A 14,603-nucleotide genomic window follows, 5' to 3' on the forward strand; every position below is an offset into this window, starting at 1 on the left:
CTGGGTTCCGCCTGCATGGGACCATGGCGGTTGATAGTCTGCTGACAAATTCGCATCAGCCCATGGAGGGGTTTTCCGGCATTCTCGTTTCACTTGGAAACGGAACAAAAGACATGGAGAGGTGTGGCGCGGCGCGCCGCCCTGAAAGGCTCATAATATGCAGGGAGCCTCTTCATGTCCGACCTATTTTCCGCCCGCCTGTCCATTCGCGCGCTGCTGCTCGCCTGCGCGGCCGGCACACTGACGCCGGTGGCCTTCGCGCAGGAACCGGCCGCCGACGACGAAATGAACATCACCGTCACTGGCCGCCGCATTTCGCAATCGTCCGAAGCGATTGGCGAAGATAAGGTCAGCAATGTCGTGGCGGTCACGCGGGAAGCGCTGCTGTCGGCCCCTTCGGGCATTTCGGGCTTGAAAATGCTGGAGCAGTTGCCCGGTTTCAACGTCCAGACCGACGGCGCTCTGGGCCTGTATGAATTTGGCAACAGCGTGCAGACCCGCGCCTTCAACCTCGACCAGATCGGCTTTGTGGTCGATGGTATTCCGACCGGGCGCAGCGACGCCTTTGGCGGCAGCCCGGTATTCCGGTACGTCGACAATGAAAATCTGGGCGTGGTGGAAGCCGCGATCGGCGCGGGCGATGTCAGCCTGCCCAGCTATTCGACGCTGGGCCCGGTCATCCAGTATAACAGCATCGCGCCACAGGAAGAGATGGGCCTGTTCGTGTCGCAAAGCTTTGGCGATCAGGATCTGCGCCGCACCTTCATTCGCGCGAGCACAGGGCGGGTCGGGCCGTTTACGGCCTATGTCAGCCGCACCAAGCTGGACACGGAATTGTGGCGCGGTCCCGGCACGGTCGATCGCGAGCATTGGGAAGGGCAGATTCACGCGGACCTGGGCGGCGACAGCTGGGCGCGGTTCAAATTCGTGTCGAACGACTTTTTCGATTATGACTCGCCCACGATCAGCCGGGCGCAATATAATTGCACGGTCCGGAATGCGCTGGGCCAGTGCGGCCGGAATTTTGCGCTGATCGAAAATGTGCCCAACACAACGCCCGGCTTTGCGCCATTGGCGACCGCGCCCGGCGTCTATTATTCGAACGCCGCCTATACCGCTGTCTATAATCTGGCGATCAACGTGCGGAAGGACAAGCTGTATGGCGCGACCTTCCATGCCGGGATTGCCGAGGGCGTCTGGGCGGAATCCACCCTCTATTGGGAGGATAAGGACGGCTATGGCGTGTCGCCCGACGGCTATGCCAACTCGCTGGGCCGCTACACGCCGCAGGCGCAGGCGGGGCTGCCCGTGGTCGCGCCCAAGGGCGTGCAATATGGCCTGTCGGGCGTGGGCGGTGACCGGTACGGCATTACCAGCAAGCTGCATTGGGAGATGGGCGCCAACACGGTCGAGGCGGGCGTGTGGGCCGAAGTCGATAAATATCACCGGACGCAGGCACGGTATAATACGGTCGGCGGCGCGCCCGATGGCGCACCCAATCTGGATGAACTGGTCTATCTGCGCCGCGATTATCGGACCAAGCGCGATACGCTTCAGATCTTCCTGAAGGATACGCTCAAGCTGGCGGATGATCGTTTCATCATCGATGTCGGCTTCAAGGGGCTGAACCTGGACTATGTCCATAACGGCTATCGCGAATTTGACGATTTTTATCGCGTCGTCGGCGGGGTCGGCGTGCCGGGCTATGGTCCGCAGATCAATACGGCGCACTATAGCGATTTCTTCCTGCCGATGGCGGGGCTGCTCTACAAATTTGACGAGCGCACGCAGCTCTTTGCCTCCTACGCTGAAAATATGGCGCTGCCCAAGGGGCTGGACGACATCTATTCGGTCATCCGCCCCGGCGGCGGGCTGGTGCCGCAGCCTGCGCCCGAACGATCCAAGAATATGGAACTGGGCATCCGCACCAACCAGGGGCAGCTTTATGCGTCGCTGGCGGCATTCTACACCAAATTTGACAATCGCATCCAGTCGATCACCAGCCTGATACCGGGCGGCGGGCTGGCGACCGAAACCTTCTTCCAGAATGTCGGCCGGGTCCGTTCCTATGGCGTGGAATTTGCCGGAACCTATAAGCCGTCCTTCCTGAACGGGCTGGCCTACGGCAATCTGAACGTCACCTATAACAATGCCAAGTTCAAGGATGACGTGCCCGCGGCGACGCCGATCCTGATCGCCGACAAATATATCCCCGACAGCGCCAAATGGATCGTCAGCGGCGGCGTGACAGTGGAGCCGGCGAGCTGGCTGGTGGCCAATATTTCGGGCAAATATACGTCCAAGCGCTGGTCGACCTTCACCAACTCGCCCGGTTCCAGCGTGCCGGGGTTCACCGTGTTCAGCGCTTATGTCGATATTGGCGACGGCATCAGCTTCGGTCCGGTCAAGGGGATAAAGGTGCGCGCCAATGTCGACAATCTGTTCGACAAGGATACGCTATCCTATATTTCGCCGGTGGTGACGGGCGACGGCTTCTTCCGACCGCTGTCGCCGCGCACGTTCCAGCTGACCATTTCGGGTGAAATCTGATGCGGAGGACTTTGGTGATGGGGGCAGCGCTGGCGGCGCTGCTTGCAGGTCCGGCGTCGGCGCAGGCGGTGCCCAAGAAGGTGCAGCAATTGCACCAGAAATTACTGACGCTCGACAGTCATATGGACACGCCTGCCTCTCTGGACCTGCCGGGTTGGTCGATCGAAGAGGAGCATGATGTTCATCTGGATTATACCCAGGTCGATCTGCCGCGCATGAAGAAGGGCGGGCTGGATGGCGGTTTCTGGGCGATCTATACGAGCCAGGGACCGCTGACGGTCGAGGGTTTCCACAAGGCGCGCGATTTTGCGATCCTGCGGGGCGTGTCGATCCGCCAGATGGTGGCGGCGGACCCGGCCAATTTTGCGCTGGCGCTGGAAGCCAAGGACGCAGCGCCGATCGCGGCGGCGGGCAAGCGGGTCGTCTATATGTCGATCGAAAACGCCTATCCGCTGGGCGAGGATGTGTCGCTGCTCCAGACATTTTACGACATGGGCGTGCGGGTGGTGGGCTTTGCCCATTTCGCGCATAACCAGTTTGCCGACAGTTCGACCGACCCGTCGAAAAAGCCGCGTTATGGCGGGCTTAGTCCGCTGGGCAAGGAATTGCTCAAGGAGATGAACCGGCTGGGCGTGGTGCCCGATGCGTCGCATAGCTCAGACCAGGTACTGGACGATCTGCTGGCGCTATCGACCACGCCGGTGCTGCTCACCCATTCGGGGTGCAAGGCGATTTATGACCATCCGCGCAATATTGACGATGATCATCTCAAGGCGCTGGCGGCGAAGGGCGGCGTCATTCAGATGAACGCCTATGGAAGCTATCTGAAAGCATCCAAACCCAACCCGGAGCGGCAGAAGGCGATGGGTGCGCTGTTCGCGTCGCTGCGCGAGGGGGGGCGATAACGGCCGAGAAACGCGCCGAACTGCTGGCCAGGCGGCAGGAGATCGATCGGCTCTATCCGGAGACCGACCGGGCGACCTTCGACGATTTCATGGCGCATATGCTGCACGCGCTGAAGGTCGTGGGGCCGGACCATGTCGGGATCGGCGCGGACTGGGACGGCGGCGGTGGCGTGGTCGGGATGGAGGATGTGGTCGACCTGCCCAGGATCACCGACGCGCTGCTGAAGGCGGGCTATAGCGAGGCGGACGTCCAGAAAATCTGGTCGGGCAATGTGCTGCGCGTGCTGGCAGCGGCGGAGGCCAAGAAGGGGAAGTAGATACTGCCCCCGTCATCCCGGCGTTCGCCGGGATGACGGATAAGCTTATTTCCCCTCCAGCATTTCGATCATCAGCGAGAAGTCGCGGCCTGCTTCGCCCCGATTGGCGAGCAACTGATAGAGGGCTTCGGCGGCATTGCCCATCGGCACCGACGCGCCGACCAGCGCGGCGGCTTCGGTGGCGAGCTTCAGATCCTTGAGCATCAGGCCGACGGCGAAGCCGCCCTGATAGCCATTGTCGGACGGGCTTTGCGGGCCGACGCCGGGGACGGGGCAATAGCTGGTCATCGACCAGCTCTGGCCCGACGAGACGCTGCTGATGTCGTAGAAGGTCTGGGGATCGAGGCCCAGTTTCCTGGCCATGGCGAAGGTTTCGCAGGTCGCGACCATGGTGGCGCCCAGCAGCATGTTGTTGCAGATTTTCGCCGCCTGGCCATTGCCTGCGCCGCCCGCATGGATGACTGCCTTGCCCATGGCGGAGAGGATGGGCTTGGCCTTGGCAAAGGCGGCATCGGTGCCGCCGACCATGAAGGTCAGCGTGCCGCCATTGGCCGCCGCGATGCCGCCGGAAACAGGGGCGTCGACCATGTCGAAGCCGCGATCGGTCGCTGCATCGATAACGCGGCGGGCGGTCGCGACGTCGATGGTCGAGCAGTCGAGGAACAGGGCGCCCGGATTGGCCGCGCCATAGACTTCACCGGCATAGACGCTTTCGACATGCTTGCCCGCAGGCAGCATGGTGACGACGGCGTCAGCGCCGGTGGCGGCATCGGCGGCGCTGCTGGCGCGGATCGCGCCATGGGCTTCCGCCTTGGCCAGCGCATCTTCCGACAGGTCGAAGGCGCGGACGGCATAGCCGTTCTTGATCAGATTGGCGGCCATGCCGCCGCCCATATTGCCAAGGCCGATGAAGGCGATCGTCTGGGTCATGATGGCATTTCTCCTGCTTAACTTCGCATATTTCCCGGTAAATCGGACATATTCTTGCGTGGCCCTGATCCTATCGGAAAGCGGCCGGTACTGGGCAGGCAAGGCGCGCCGGGATCATAACGGGCGTCTGCCATGTAGGACAGCTTACCCCCCTTCAGGTCGCGACGTCGGGCAGCGGCGTCCATTGCCGGTCGGCGGGCAGGGGCGTGAAAATCGCGTCGATCATCGCGTCGCTCACCTGCTCCAGCGTTGCCGGGTTCCATTGCGGCTTGTTGTCCTTGTCAAAGATCAGCGCGCGCACGCCTTCGACAAAATCGGGGCGGCGGATGATCGCACAGGCCAGGCCATATTCCATCGCCATATTGGCGGCGAAATCGGGCTGGGCCGCGCCCTCGATCAACTGGCGCAGCGCGACCTTGATCGTCTGGGGGGATTTGGTGGCGAGGGTGGCGCGTTGTTTCGCGGCCCATTCGCCACCGTCGGCGTCGAGCGCGGCGACGATCTCCTCCGCCTTGTTCGAGGCGAAGAGGCGGTCGATGTCGGGACGGGCAGCGTCGAGCTTGGATGGCGGCGGGGTCTGCGCGGCAGCATCCAGAATGGCGGTCAGGCTGGCGGGATCGGCCAGGATGCGCGCCTTCACATCGTCGAGCGTGTCGGACGGCATATAATGGGTGGCGATGCCGATGGCGGCGCAATCGGCCCCGTCGATCCGCGCGCCGGTGGCAGCCAGCCATGCGCCGACCCGGCCGGGCAGGCGGGGCAGATACCAGCCGCCGCCGACGTCGGGGAACAGGCCGATGCCGGTTTCGGGCATGGCGAAGGTCGTCCGTTCGGTCGCGACGCGGTAGCGGGCGGGGAGGGAGATGCCCACGCCGCCGCCCATGACGATGCCATCGATGAAGGCCACGATCGGCTTTTCATAGACGAACAGCAGATGGTTCATGCGATATTCGAGATGGAAGAAGCGTTCAGCCTCCACGCAGTCGGCCTTCGCGCTGTTGGCGATAAGGGCGATGTCGCCGCCCGCGCAGAAACCCCGGCCTTCGGTATGATCGATCATCACCGCGGTGACGCTGTCATCGGTGCGCCAGGCCAGCAAGGCGGTGTTGATCGCGTCGCACATATCGGGCGTCAGCGCGTGGATCGCCTTCGGGCGGTTGAGGCGAATGCGGCCGATATTGTTTTCGATGAAGGTCAGGACTTGGTCGGTCATGTCTCTCTCCTGCCTCTCCCCGGCGGGGAGAGGATACGAAGCCTTGGCGCGGCACGCGCCTAGGCGAAGTTGGAGAGGGGGTGCGCCGCGTTGGCCCTGTCCCCCTCTCCCAGCTACGGCTAGGCAGCACGCTGCCAAGCCTTCGCAACCCTCTCCCCCACGGGGAGAGGGGGGTTAATCCCGCAACATATCCCGCGCGACGATCATGCGCATGACCTGGTTGGTGCCTTCCAGGATGGAATGGACGCGCAGGTCGCGCCAGAAGCGTTCGATGGGATAATCCATCAGATAGCCGTAGCCGCCATGCAGTTGCAGCGCGCGGTCGACTACCGACGATCCGGTGTCGGTGGCGAAGCGCTTGGCCATGGCGGCAAAGCGGGTCTTGTCGGGCGCGTTTTCGCTCACCTTGACAGCAGCGGCGTAGAGCAGGGTGCGGGCGGCCTCCAGCTCGGTCTGCATGTCGGCCAGGGTGAATTGGGTATTCTGGAAATCCGCGATGGATTGGCCGAACTGCTTGCGGTCCTTGGTATATTGGACAGCTTCGTCGATGCAACGCTGCGCGCCGCCCAGCGAACAGGCGCCGATGTTGAGGCGACCGCCGTCCAGCCCCGCCATGGCGATGGCGAAGCCCTGACCCTCGCTGCCCACAAGATTGGCGACGGGGACGCGGACGCCATCGAAATTCACCTGCGCTGTGGGTTGGCTGTGCCAGCCAAGCTTGCGTTCCTGCGCGCCGAAACTGACGCCGGGCATATCCTTGTCGATGACAAGGCAGCTAATGCCTTTCGGCCCATCCTGACCTGTACGGACCATGACGACATAGACTTCATTTTCGCCGCCGCCGGAGATGAATTGCTTGGACCCGGTGACGACATAATGGTCGCCATCGCGCACCGCCTTGGTCTTGAGGCTGGCGGCGTCGGACCCCGCGCCTGCCTCTGTCAGGCAGTAGCTTGCCATGCGGTTCATGGGGATGAGATCGGGAAGATAGGCGTCCTTGACCGCCTGCCCGCCAAATGTGTCGATCATCCAGGCGGCCATATTGTGGATCGAGATAAACGCGCTGGTCGAGGGGCAGCCATAGGCCATGGCTTCCATGATCAGCGCGGATTCGAGCCGGCCAAGGCCAATGCCCCCGGACGCTTCGGAGACATAGATGCCGCCAAAGCCCAGTTCCGCCGCCGCGCGGATCGTGTCGCGCGGGAAGATATGCTTCTCGTCCCACTCCGCCGCATGAGGCGTGATCGCGTCGGCGGTGAAGCGGCGGGCGAGATCCTGGATTTCGCGCTGGTCGTCGGTCAGGTCGAACTGATTGGTCATTGCCTTACCCTAAATTGCCGTCATGCCGGACTTGATCCGGCATCCATTTGGCGCTTCCTGTGCAATCATGTCGAACCAGCCATGTGTCTATATTCTCGCCAGTGGTCGTCATGGCACATTGTATATCGGTGTAACGGGTCATCTGGTCGAGCGGGTCCATCAACATCGCACCGGCATAGTCGCTGGTTTTACCAGCCGCCATGGGGTCCGTCGCCTGGTCTGGTTCGAGCATCAGCCAGACTTTCCTACCGCCATTGCGCTTGAAAAGAAGCTCAAGAAGTGGCGGCGGGACTGGAAAGTCGCTCTTATCGAGAAGGACAATCCCTTCTGGGAGGATCGGGCTATCATGCTCGGCTTTCCGCCACTGGAGCGAGGGTAGGATGAATGGATGCCGGATCAAGTCCGGCATGACGGCAAGAGGCGGGGGGAGCGGATCGGGTGATCCGCTCCCCCCAAACCCTTACCCCATCGTCGGGATGACGAAGGCGCTGTCGGCCGATGCGCCGCCGTCGGGCCAGCGCTGGGTGACGGTTTTCACCTTGGTCCAGAACTTCACGCCTTCCATGCCGTGCTGGTTGGTGTCGCCAAAGGCCGAGCGTTTCCAGCCGCCGAAGGTGTGATAGGCGACCGGGACCGGGATCGGCACGTTGATGCCGACCATGCCGACATCGACGCGGGCGGCGAATTCGCGGGCGGCGTGGCCGTTGCGGGTGAAGAGGGCGACGCCGTTGCCATATTGATGCTTGCTGGGGAGCGAGACCGCTTCCTCGAAGCTTTCGGCGCGCACCATTTGCAGCACGGGGCCGAAAATCTCTTCCTTGTACGCGCTCATGTCCGTGGTGACATGGTCGAACAGGGTGGGGCCGACGAAGAAGCCGTCCTCATGCCCCTGAAGCTTGAAGCCGCGCCCGTCGATCACCAGTTCCGCGCCTTCATCGACGCCGGTCTGAATCCAGTTTTCGATCTTCTGCTTGTGCGCGGCGGTGACGACCGGGCCATAATGGGCTTCGGCATCGGTCGAGACGCCGACGCGCAGCGCCTCGATCGCCGGGATCAGCTTTTCGCGGAGCGCAATCGCGGTCTTTTCACCCACCGGGACGACCACGGGGAGCGCCATGCAGCGTTCGCCAGCCGAGCCGAAGGCAGCGCCCGACAGGTCGTTGACGACCTGATCGAGATCAGCGTCGGGCATGACGATGCCATGATTCTTCGCGCCGCCCATCGCCTGGACGCGCTTTCCGGCGGCGACGCCGCGATTATAGACATAATGGGCGATGTCGGATGAGCCGACGAAGCTGACGCCCTTGATGTCCGGATGGTCGAGGATGGCGTCGACCATTTCCTTGTCGCCCTGAACGACCTGCAAAATGCCTTCGGGCAGGCCCGCTTCCAGGAAGAGTTCGGCCAGGCGGACGGGCACCGACGGATCGCGTTCGGAGGGCTTGAGGATGAAGGCATTGCCGGTCGCGATCGCGACGCCCGACATCCACAGCGGGATCATGCCGGGGAAGTTGAACGGGGTGATGCCAGCGCCGATGCCGATCGGCTGGCGGAAGCTGTAGACGTCGATGCCCGGCCCGGCGCCCTGGGTATATTCGCCCTTCAGCACATGGGGGATGCCGCAGCAGAATTCGATGACTTCCAGACCGCGCTGAATGTCGCCCTTCGAATCCGCGATCACCTTGCCATGTTCGGAGCTGAGCAGATGCGCCAGTTCGTCCATATTGGCTTCGACCAGCGCCTTGAAATTGAACATGACGCGGGCGCGGCGCTGCGGGTTGACGGCGGCCCAGGCGGGCTGCGCCTTCTTGGCGGCCGCGACGGCAAGGTCGAGCAGTGCAGCGTCGCCCAGCGCGACGCGGGCCTGAACCCCGCCATTATTGGGATCGAACACGTCGCTGTAGCGCGTGGGCTGTGTATCGTGGGCGAAGGCGAGCTTGTGCGAAATCTCACGCATGGGGAGGCATCCTCTCGGTTAATGGCGGCCTTCTAGTCTGGTTGCGTTATTGCAAGCAATGGGGAAGTCTTGCATAGCCGCGCTGCAAATATGCAGGCGGTGGCGGCAATGTTCGATTGGGATGATCTGCGCGTATTTCTAGCGGTGGCGCGGGCGCGCAAGGTCGCCCCGGCAGCGCGTTCGCTGGGGATCGACGCGACGACCATCGCACGGCGGCTGGCGCGGCTGGAAAAGGCGCTGGGTGCCGAACTGTTCGAGCTTGGCGTTGGCGAACGGACGCTGACGGCGCGGGGGCAGGAATTGCTCGGCCACGCCGAAGCGGCGGAAAGCGCGGCGCTGGCGGCGATGGAGGATGCGCAGGGGCAGGAGCATCGGCTGGCGGGGCAGGTGCGGCTGTCGGTGGCGGAAGGGTTCGGTACCTGGGTGCTGGCGCCGGGCATGGGCGATTTCAACCGGCGGCATCCGGGCATAAGGCTGGACCTGATCACCGCGTCGGGCTTTCTCAATCCGTCCAAGCGCGAGGCGGACATGGCGGTGATGCTGGCGCGGCCGCAGCGCGGGCGGTTGCTGGTACGGCGGCTGGGGGATTATCGGCTGCACCTCTATGCATCGCCCGATTATCTGGCGCGGGCGGGGCGTCCGGGCCGGGCGGCGCAGCTGCGGGACCATACGCTGATCGGCTATGTGCCCGAATTCATCTTCTCGCCCGAACTGGATTATCTGGACGAGGTGGAGGCGGGGCTGGAGGCGACATTGCGATCGACCAGCATCATCATGCAGCAGCGGATGATCGCCGAAGGGGCGGGGATCGGCGTTTTGCCCGACTTTATCGGGCGGCGCGACCCTGCGCTGGTGCAGTTGATGCCCGATCAGGTGGAGATCGTCCGCAGTTTCTGGCTGGTCATGCATGGCGACCTGCGCAAGCTGGCGCGGATCGCGGCGGTGGCGCAATGGCTGCAGGAGCGTATCGACACATTGTCCGGCCATCGCGCTGGACATTCGCTGGGCTGAAGGCTCCCGCCCGGCGGGTGACACCCCCGGACGGAAATCGCTCATAAAGCCAATCGACGGGGCGGCTCTGGCTCGTTAAGGGAGTCGGGATGGATAGAGAGCGGTCGCATTTCGCCCATGCAGCATAAGCCCAAGCGGAGCCGGGCAATCGCGTTGCCGCGCGCGGAGTTTCGCGCCCGCGCCACCGAATATCTCGATTTTCTGGCGGCCTGGGTGCAAAAGCCGCGCCAGACCGCTTCGGTCGTGCCGAGCAGCCGCTATCTGGCGCGCTTGATGGTGGCGCAGATCGACCCGACCGATGGCCGGGTGCTGGAGCTGGGCGGGGGCACGGGGGTGTTCACGCGCGCGATATTGGGGACCGGCCTGCCGCCCGAAAAGCTGGAGGTGGTAGAGATCAACCCGGCCTTCGCGCGCGGGTTGCGGCGGCATTTTCCCAATGTTTCGGTGCTGGAAACCCCCGCGCAGATCGTGTCGACGGCGGCAGCGGGAGAGCCGGGCACCTATCAGACGGTGGTGAGCGGCCTGCCGTTGCTGGCGATGGACCGGCACGTGCATTATGATATTTTGTCCGAATCCTTCCGCATGTTGCAGCCGGGCGGCAGTTTCGTGCAATTTACCTATTCGATGCGCCCGCCGGTGAGCCGCGACGTGATCGACGCGCTGGACCTGAATGTCGAGCGCGCGGGACAGACGGTACGCAACTTTCCGCCCGCAACGGTATTCCGGTTCACGCGCCGCGACGCATAGAGGGTGGTAGATAGGTTGCGTTTGGCAATCGGCTTCCTATCTTTGCCGCAACGCAAAAGGGGCAAAGCCACCCATGGCATCCATCATTGAAATTGAAGGTCTGACCAAATCCTATGCGTCGGGCTTCAAGGCGCTCAACGGCGTCGACCTGACCATCGAGGAAGGCGAGATTTTCGCGTTGCTGGGGCCGAACGGCGCGGGCAAGACGACGATGATCTCCATCATCTGCGGCATTGCGCGGGCGAGCAGCGGCAGCGTGAAGGTGGCCGGGCATGACATCGTGCGCGATTATCGCGGCGCGCGCGCGGCCATCGGGCTGGTGCCGCAGGAATTGTCCACCGACCAGTTCGAACGGGTGATCGACACGGTGACGTTCAGCCGGGGTTTGTTCGGCAAGCCGCGCAATCCGGCCCATGTCGAGAAAATATTGCGCGACCTTTCGCTGTGGGACAAGCGCAACGCCAAGATATTGGAACTGTCGGGCGGCATGAAGCGCCGTGTGATGATCGCCAAGGCGCTGAGCCATGAGCCGCGCGTGCTGTTTCTGGACGAGCCGACCGCTGGCGTGGACGTGGAGTTGCGCCGCGACATGTGGAAGCTGATCGGCCAGTTGCGCGAAACCGGCGTCACCATCATCCTGACCACCCATTATATCGAGGAGGCAGAGGAAATGGCCGACCGGGTGGGGGTGATCAACCGGGGCGAGTTGATGCTGGTCGAGGACAAGACCGCGCTGATGAAGAAGCTGGGCAAGAAAACGCTGACCGTCGTGCTGGCCGAGCGGCTGGACGCGGTGCCGGCCGAACTGGCGGAGTGGCAGGTGACGCTGAAAGGCGACGGGCAGGAGATCGAATATATTTTCGATACGCAGGCGGAGCGGACCGGCGTGTCGTCGCTGCTGCGGCGGCTGGGCGACCTGGGCATCGGGTACAAGGATCTGAACACGGCGCAGAGCAGCCTGGAGGATATATTCGTGGCGTTGGTGCATCAGGAGAAAGCGGCATGAGCCTGTCCAACCTGCGCGCCATTGCCGCCATCTACAAATTCGAGCTGCACCGTTTCCGCCGGACGCTGCTGACCGGCCTGCTGGTGCCGGTGATCACGACGACGCTCTATTTCGTGGTGTTCGGCGGGGCGATCGGGTCGCGGATGACGGAGGTGGACGGCATTCCCTATGCCGCCTTCATAGTGCCCGGCCTGATCATGATGGCGATGTTCACCGAAAGCATCTTCAACGCCAGTTTCGGCATCTACATGCCCAAATTCACCGGCACCATCTATGAATTGCTGTCCGCGCCCGTATCCGCGACCGAGACGATCATCGCCTATGTGGGGGCCGCGGCGACCAAGTCGCTGATCATCGGCACCATCATCTTCCTGACGGCCCATCTGTTTGTCGACGTGCCGGTGGCGCACCCGTTGGCGATGGTGGGCTTCATGATCCTGATCGCCGTCAGCTTCTGCCTGTTCGGCTTCATATTGGGCATATGGGCGCAGAGTTTCGAGCAGTTGCAGGTGATCCCGATGCTGCTGATCATGCCGATGACGTTTCTGGGGGGCGCCTTTTATTCCGTGCAGATGCTGGCCGAGCCGTGGCGCACCATCACCCTGTTCAACCCGATTGTCTATCTGATCTCAGGGTTCCGCTGGACCTTCTTTGGCAAGGGCGATGTGGGCATCGAGTTCAGCCTGATCTTCGTCGCGGGGATGCTGGCCATCTGCCTGGGGATCATCGGCTGGATGTTCAGGACTGGCTATCGGTTGAAGAAGTGAGGGGGAGGGGAACACCCCTACCCGTTCGTTTCGAGCGAAGTCGAGAAACCTGCGTGCAATGTTTCTCGACTTCGCTCGAAACGAACGGTGTGTAGTGAGCAGGCCCGCCAATCAGGCGGCGGCGCTCTCCGGTGCGACGGCGAACAGGGTAACGCCCCGATATTTGTCGTCATTCTGGTCGTAGAGGCCGTGCATCGCCTCAAACGGTTCGTCCAGTACCTTGATGTCGGACAGACCCACCAGCTTGAAGGTGCCGAGTTTGAGTTCGCGCGGCGGCCTGCCGTCGCGGTCCACGGTCACGGCGTCGATGAACATTTCATCATGGCGCGTGTAGAGGATGTGCGGGGCCAGGGTGACGACCATCTTGTTGTAGGTCACCAGCAGGCACTTCTGGAGCGCGATCGCTTCGAAAATCTCGGTCGGGGCTTGCATAATGACGCATATCTGACCGATTTGTCCGATTCGATCAATTGCTTTGTGCGCTGCACCATTGTCCTGCAACGCAATCCTGTCGGCGTTACACCAGCCCTAGCCGCTCGCGCAGGCTCCAGCGCGTGACTAGCAGGATGGCGACGGACCCCAGGCCTGCGGCCAGGCCCAGCCATATGCCCAGCCCAGCCATCCGCAGCGGAAAGGCAAGGATAGCGCCAACGCCAATGCCGACGAGCCAATAGCCGATCATCGCGAAGATCATCGGCACTCTGGTGTCCTGCACCCCGCGCAACACGCCAGCGCCCACCGCCTGCGCTGCGTCGACCAGTTGGAATAATGCGGCGACTGCGAGGAAGCTGACAGCGAGCTGGACAGTGCGGGCATTGGCGGGATCGTGCAGGTCGAGAAAGGCCGAGACGAGCGTGCGCGGTATGAGGATGAGGGCAAGCGCGGCGCAGCAGGCAAAGCCGGTGCCAAGGAAGAGGGCGAGCCAGCCCGCCCGGCCCACGCCCGCGCGATCGTGGCGGCCATAGGCAAGGCCGACGCGGATCGTCGCTGCCTGGCCGATGCCCATGGGGACCATGAACACCAGCGCCGCGATCTGGATCGCGACGGCATGGGCGGCGAGCGAATCGCGGTCGATCAGGCCCATGAGCAGGGCCGATGCATTGAACACGGTGGTTTCAAAACCCAGCGTAATGGCAATGGGCAGGCCCAGCGCCCAGACCTGCCGGTGGCGTTCGCGGTCGCGGGTCCAGAAGCGGCCGACCAGCCAGTAGCGGCGAAAGCGGCGGTCGATCAGGATGACCGCGAGCAAGCCGAAGAAGAGGAAGCAGGAGGAGGCGGTGCTGGCCAGCCCGGCGCCGAACAGGCCGAGCGGGGGAAAGCCCAGATGACCGAAGATCAGCGCCCAGCCCGCCAGGATATTGAACGGGATGGCGGCCAACATGATCAGCAGACCCCAGACCGGGCGCTCCAGCGCGGCGATGAAGGTGCGCAGCGTGGTAAAGCCCAGAAAAGGCAGCAGCGCCCATTGCAGGCCGCGCATCAGCCGGCCCGCGCCATGGGCAAGATCCGCGTCCTGCCCCATGGCGAGCAGGATCGCCTCGCTCTGCCACAATATCGCCCAGGCGGGGATGACGAACAGCGTGGCGGCGCGCAGCGTTTGATGAACGGTGCGGCGCACGTCGCGCACCGAATGGCGGCGGCGGCCCCGTTCGCTGGCGATCAATGGCGATGCGGCAGTGACCAGCCCCATGCCGAACAGCAGCAGCGCATGAAACAGGTTGATGGCGAGCGCGCCCGCCGCGACAGCCTCCGCCCCCAGGCGGCCCAGCAGCAACAGATCCGTCGCGGCAATCGCCGACCAGGCGATATTGCCCGCGATCATCGGCAGCGCGAGGGCGACAAGCGCGGCGGCTTCGATACGCCAGGGGGAGGACATGGGG

At 63.3% G+C, this 14,603-nt stretch carries 12 protein-coding genes and 1 pseudogene; 7 read left to right on the forward strand and 6 right to left on the reverse strand.

Annotated features, from left to right (window positions below; all coding sequences use genetic code 11):
• Positions 1-174 precede the first annotated feature (174 nt).
• Together CJD35_RS10890 and CJD35_RS10895 are read left to right on the forward strand one after the other, a co-directional pair.
• On the forward strand, positions 175-2,550 hold the full coding sequence (locus tag CJD35_RS10890) for a TonB-dependent receptor (protein ID WP_095687028.1): 2,376 nt from the start codon (positions 175-177) through the stop codon (positions 2,548-2,550).
• Positions 2,550-3,772: pseudogene (locus CJD35_RS10895) on the forward strand (dipeptidase). Before CJD35_RS10890 ends, CJD35_RS10895 begins: the two are co-directional and overlap by 1 nt.
• Positions 3,773-3,817: 45 nt before the next feature.
• On the opposite strand, the gene mmsB reads toward CJD35_RS10895, so the two are convergent.
• The 3 genes from mmsB to CJD35_RS10910 all read right to left on the reverse strand — a co-directional run bounded on the left by mmsB (position 3,818) and on the right by CJD35_RS10910 (position 7,235).
• Positions 3,818-4,702: a 3-hydroxyisobutyrate dehydrogenase gene (mmsB, locus tag CJD35_RS10900; protein WP_017182036.1), complete on the reverse strand. Its 885-nt coding sequence runs from the start codon at positions 4,700-4,702 to the stop codon at positions 3,818-3,820.
• A 154-nt stretch (positions 4,703-4,856) separates the two neighbouring features.
• On the reverse strand, positions 4,857-5,915 hold the full coding sequence (locus tag CJD35_RS10905) for an enoyl-CoA hydratase/isomerase family protein (RefSeq protein WP_017182037.1): 1,059 nt from the start codon (positions 5,913-5,915) through the stop codon (positions 4,857-4,859).
• Positions 5,916-6,089: 174 nt separating this feature from the next.
• The gene (locus CJD35_RS10910) at positions 6,090-7,235 is read right to left on the reverse strand and encodes an acyl-CoA dehydrogenase family protein (protein WP_017182038.1); all 1,146 of its coding nucleotides are present in this window, start codon (positions 7,233-7,235) and stop codon (positions 6,090-6,092) included.
• A gap of 67 nt (positions 7,236-7,302) precedes the next feature.
• Here CJD35_RS10910 and CJD35_RS10915 point away from each other — a divergent pair, with 67 nt between their 5' ends.
• Positions 7,303-7,614 (forward strand): GIY-YIG nuclease family protein, encoded by a 312-nt coding sequence (locus CJD35_RS10915; protein ID WP_174703644.1) that lies wholly within the window; start codon positions 7,303-7,305, stop codon positions 7,612-7,614.
• An 81-nt stretch (positions 7,615-7,695) separates the two neighbouring features.
• Here the strand turns inward: CJD35_RS10915 and CJD35_RS10920 are convergent, their stop codons facing one another.
• Positions 7,696-9,192 carry a CoA-acylating methylmalonate-semialdehyde dehydrogenase gene (locus CJD35_RS10920; RefSeq protein WP_017182040.1) on the reverse strand — a complete coding sequence of 499 codons (1,497 nt, stop codon included), beginning with the start codon at positions 9,190-9,192 and terminating at the stop codon, positions 7,696-7,698.
• 108 nt (positions 9,193-9,300) lie between these two features.
• On the opposite strand from CJD35_RS10920, the gene CJD35_RS10925 reads away from it, so the two are divergent.
• The 4 genes from CJD35_RS10925 (at position 9,301) to CJD35_RS10940 (ending at position 12,723) form a co-directional block, all read left to right on the forward strand.
• Positions 9,301-10,203, forward strand: a complete 903-nt coding sequence (locus CJD35_RS10925; protein ID WP_026002206.1) for a LysR family transcriptional regulator — start codon at positions 9,301-9,303, stop codon at positions 10,201-10,203.
• 117 nt (positions 10,204-10,320) lie between these two features.
• Positions 10,321-10,950: a class I SAM-dependent methyltransferase gene (locus tag CJD35_RS10930; RefSeq protein ID WP_017182042.1), complete on the forward strand. Its 630-nt coding sequence runs from the start codon at positions 10,321-10,323 to the stop codon at positions 10,948-10,950.
• Positions 10,951-11,023: 73 nt separating this feature from the next.
• Entirely contained in the window at positions 11,024-11,956 is a 933-nt protein-coding gene (locus CJD35_RS10935) for an ABC transporter ATP-binding protein (protein ID WP_017182043.1), read from the forward strand.
• Entirely contained in the window at positions 11,953-12,723 is a 771-nt protein-coding gene (locus CJD35_RS10940) for an ABC transporter permease (RefSeq protein WP_017182044.1), read from the forward strand. Before CJD35_RS10935 ends, CJD35_RS10940 begins: the two co-directional genes overlap by 4 nt.
• A gap of 111 nt (positions 12,724-12,834) precedes the next feature.
• On the opposite strand, the gene CJD35_RS10945 is transcribed toward CJD35_RS10940, so the two are convergent.
• Positions 12,835-13,155 (reverse strand): hypothetical protein, encoded by a 321-nt coding sequence (locus tag CJD35_RS10945; RefSeq protein ID WP_017182045.1) that lies wholly within the window; start codon positions 13,153-13,155, stop codon positions 12,835-12,837.
• A gap of 85 nt (positions 13,156-13,240) precedes the next feature.
• Positions 13,241-14,599 carry an MATE family efflux transporter gene (locus CJD35_RS10950; protein ID WP_017182046.1) on the reverse strand — a complete coding sequence of 453 codons (1,359 nt, stop codon included), beginning with the start codon at positions 14,597-14,599 and terminating at the stop codon, positions 13,241-13,243.
• Between the last annotated feature and the right edge of the window lie 4 nt (positions 14,600-14,603).

The sequence above is a fragment of the Sphingobium xenophagum genome (assembly GCF_002288285.1).
Taxonomy (GTDB): domain Bacteria; phylum Pseudomonadota; class Alphaproteobacteria; order Sphingomonadales; family Sphingomonadaceae; genus Sphingobium; species Sphingobium xenophagum.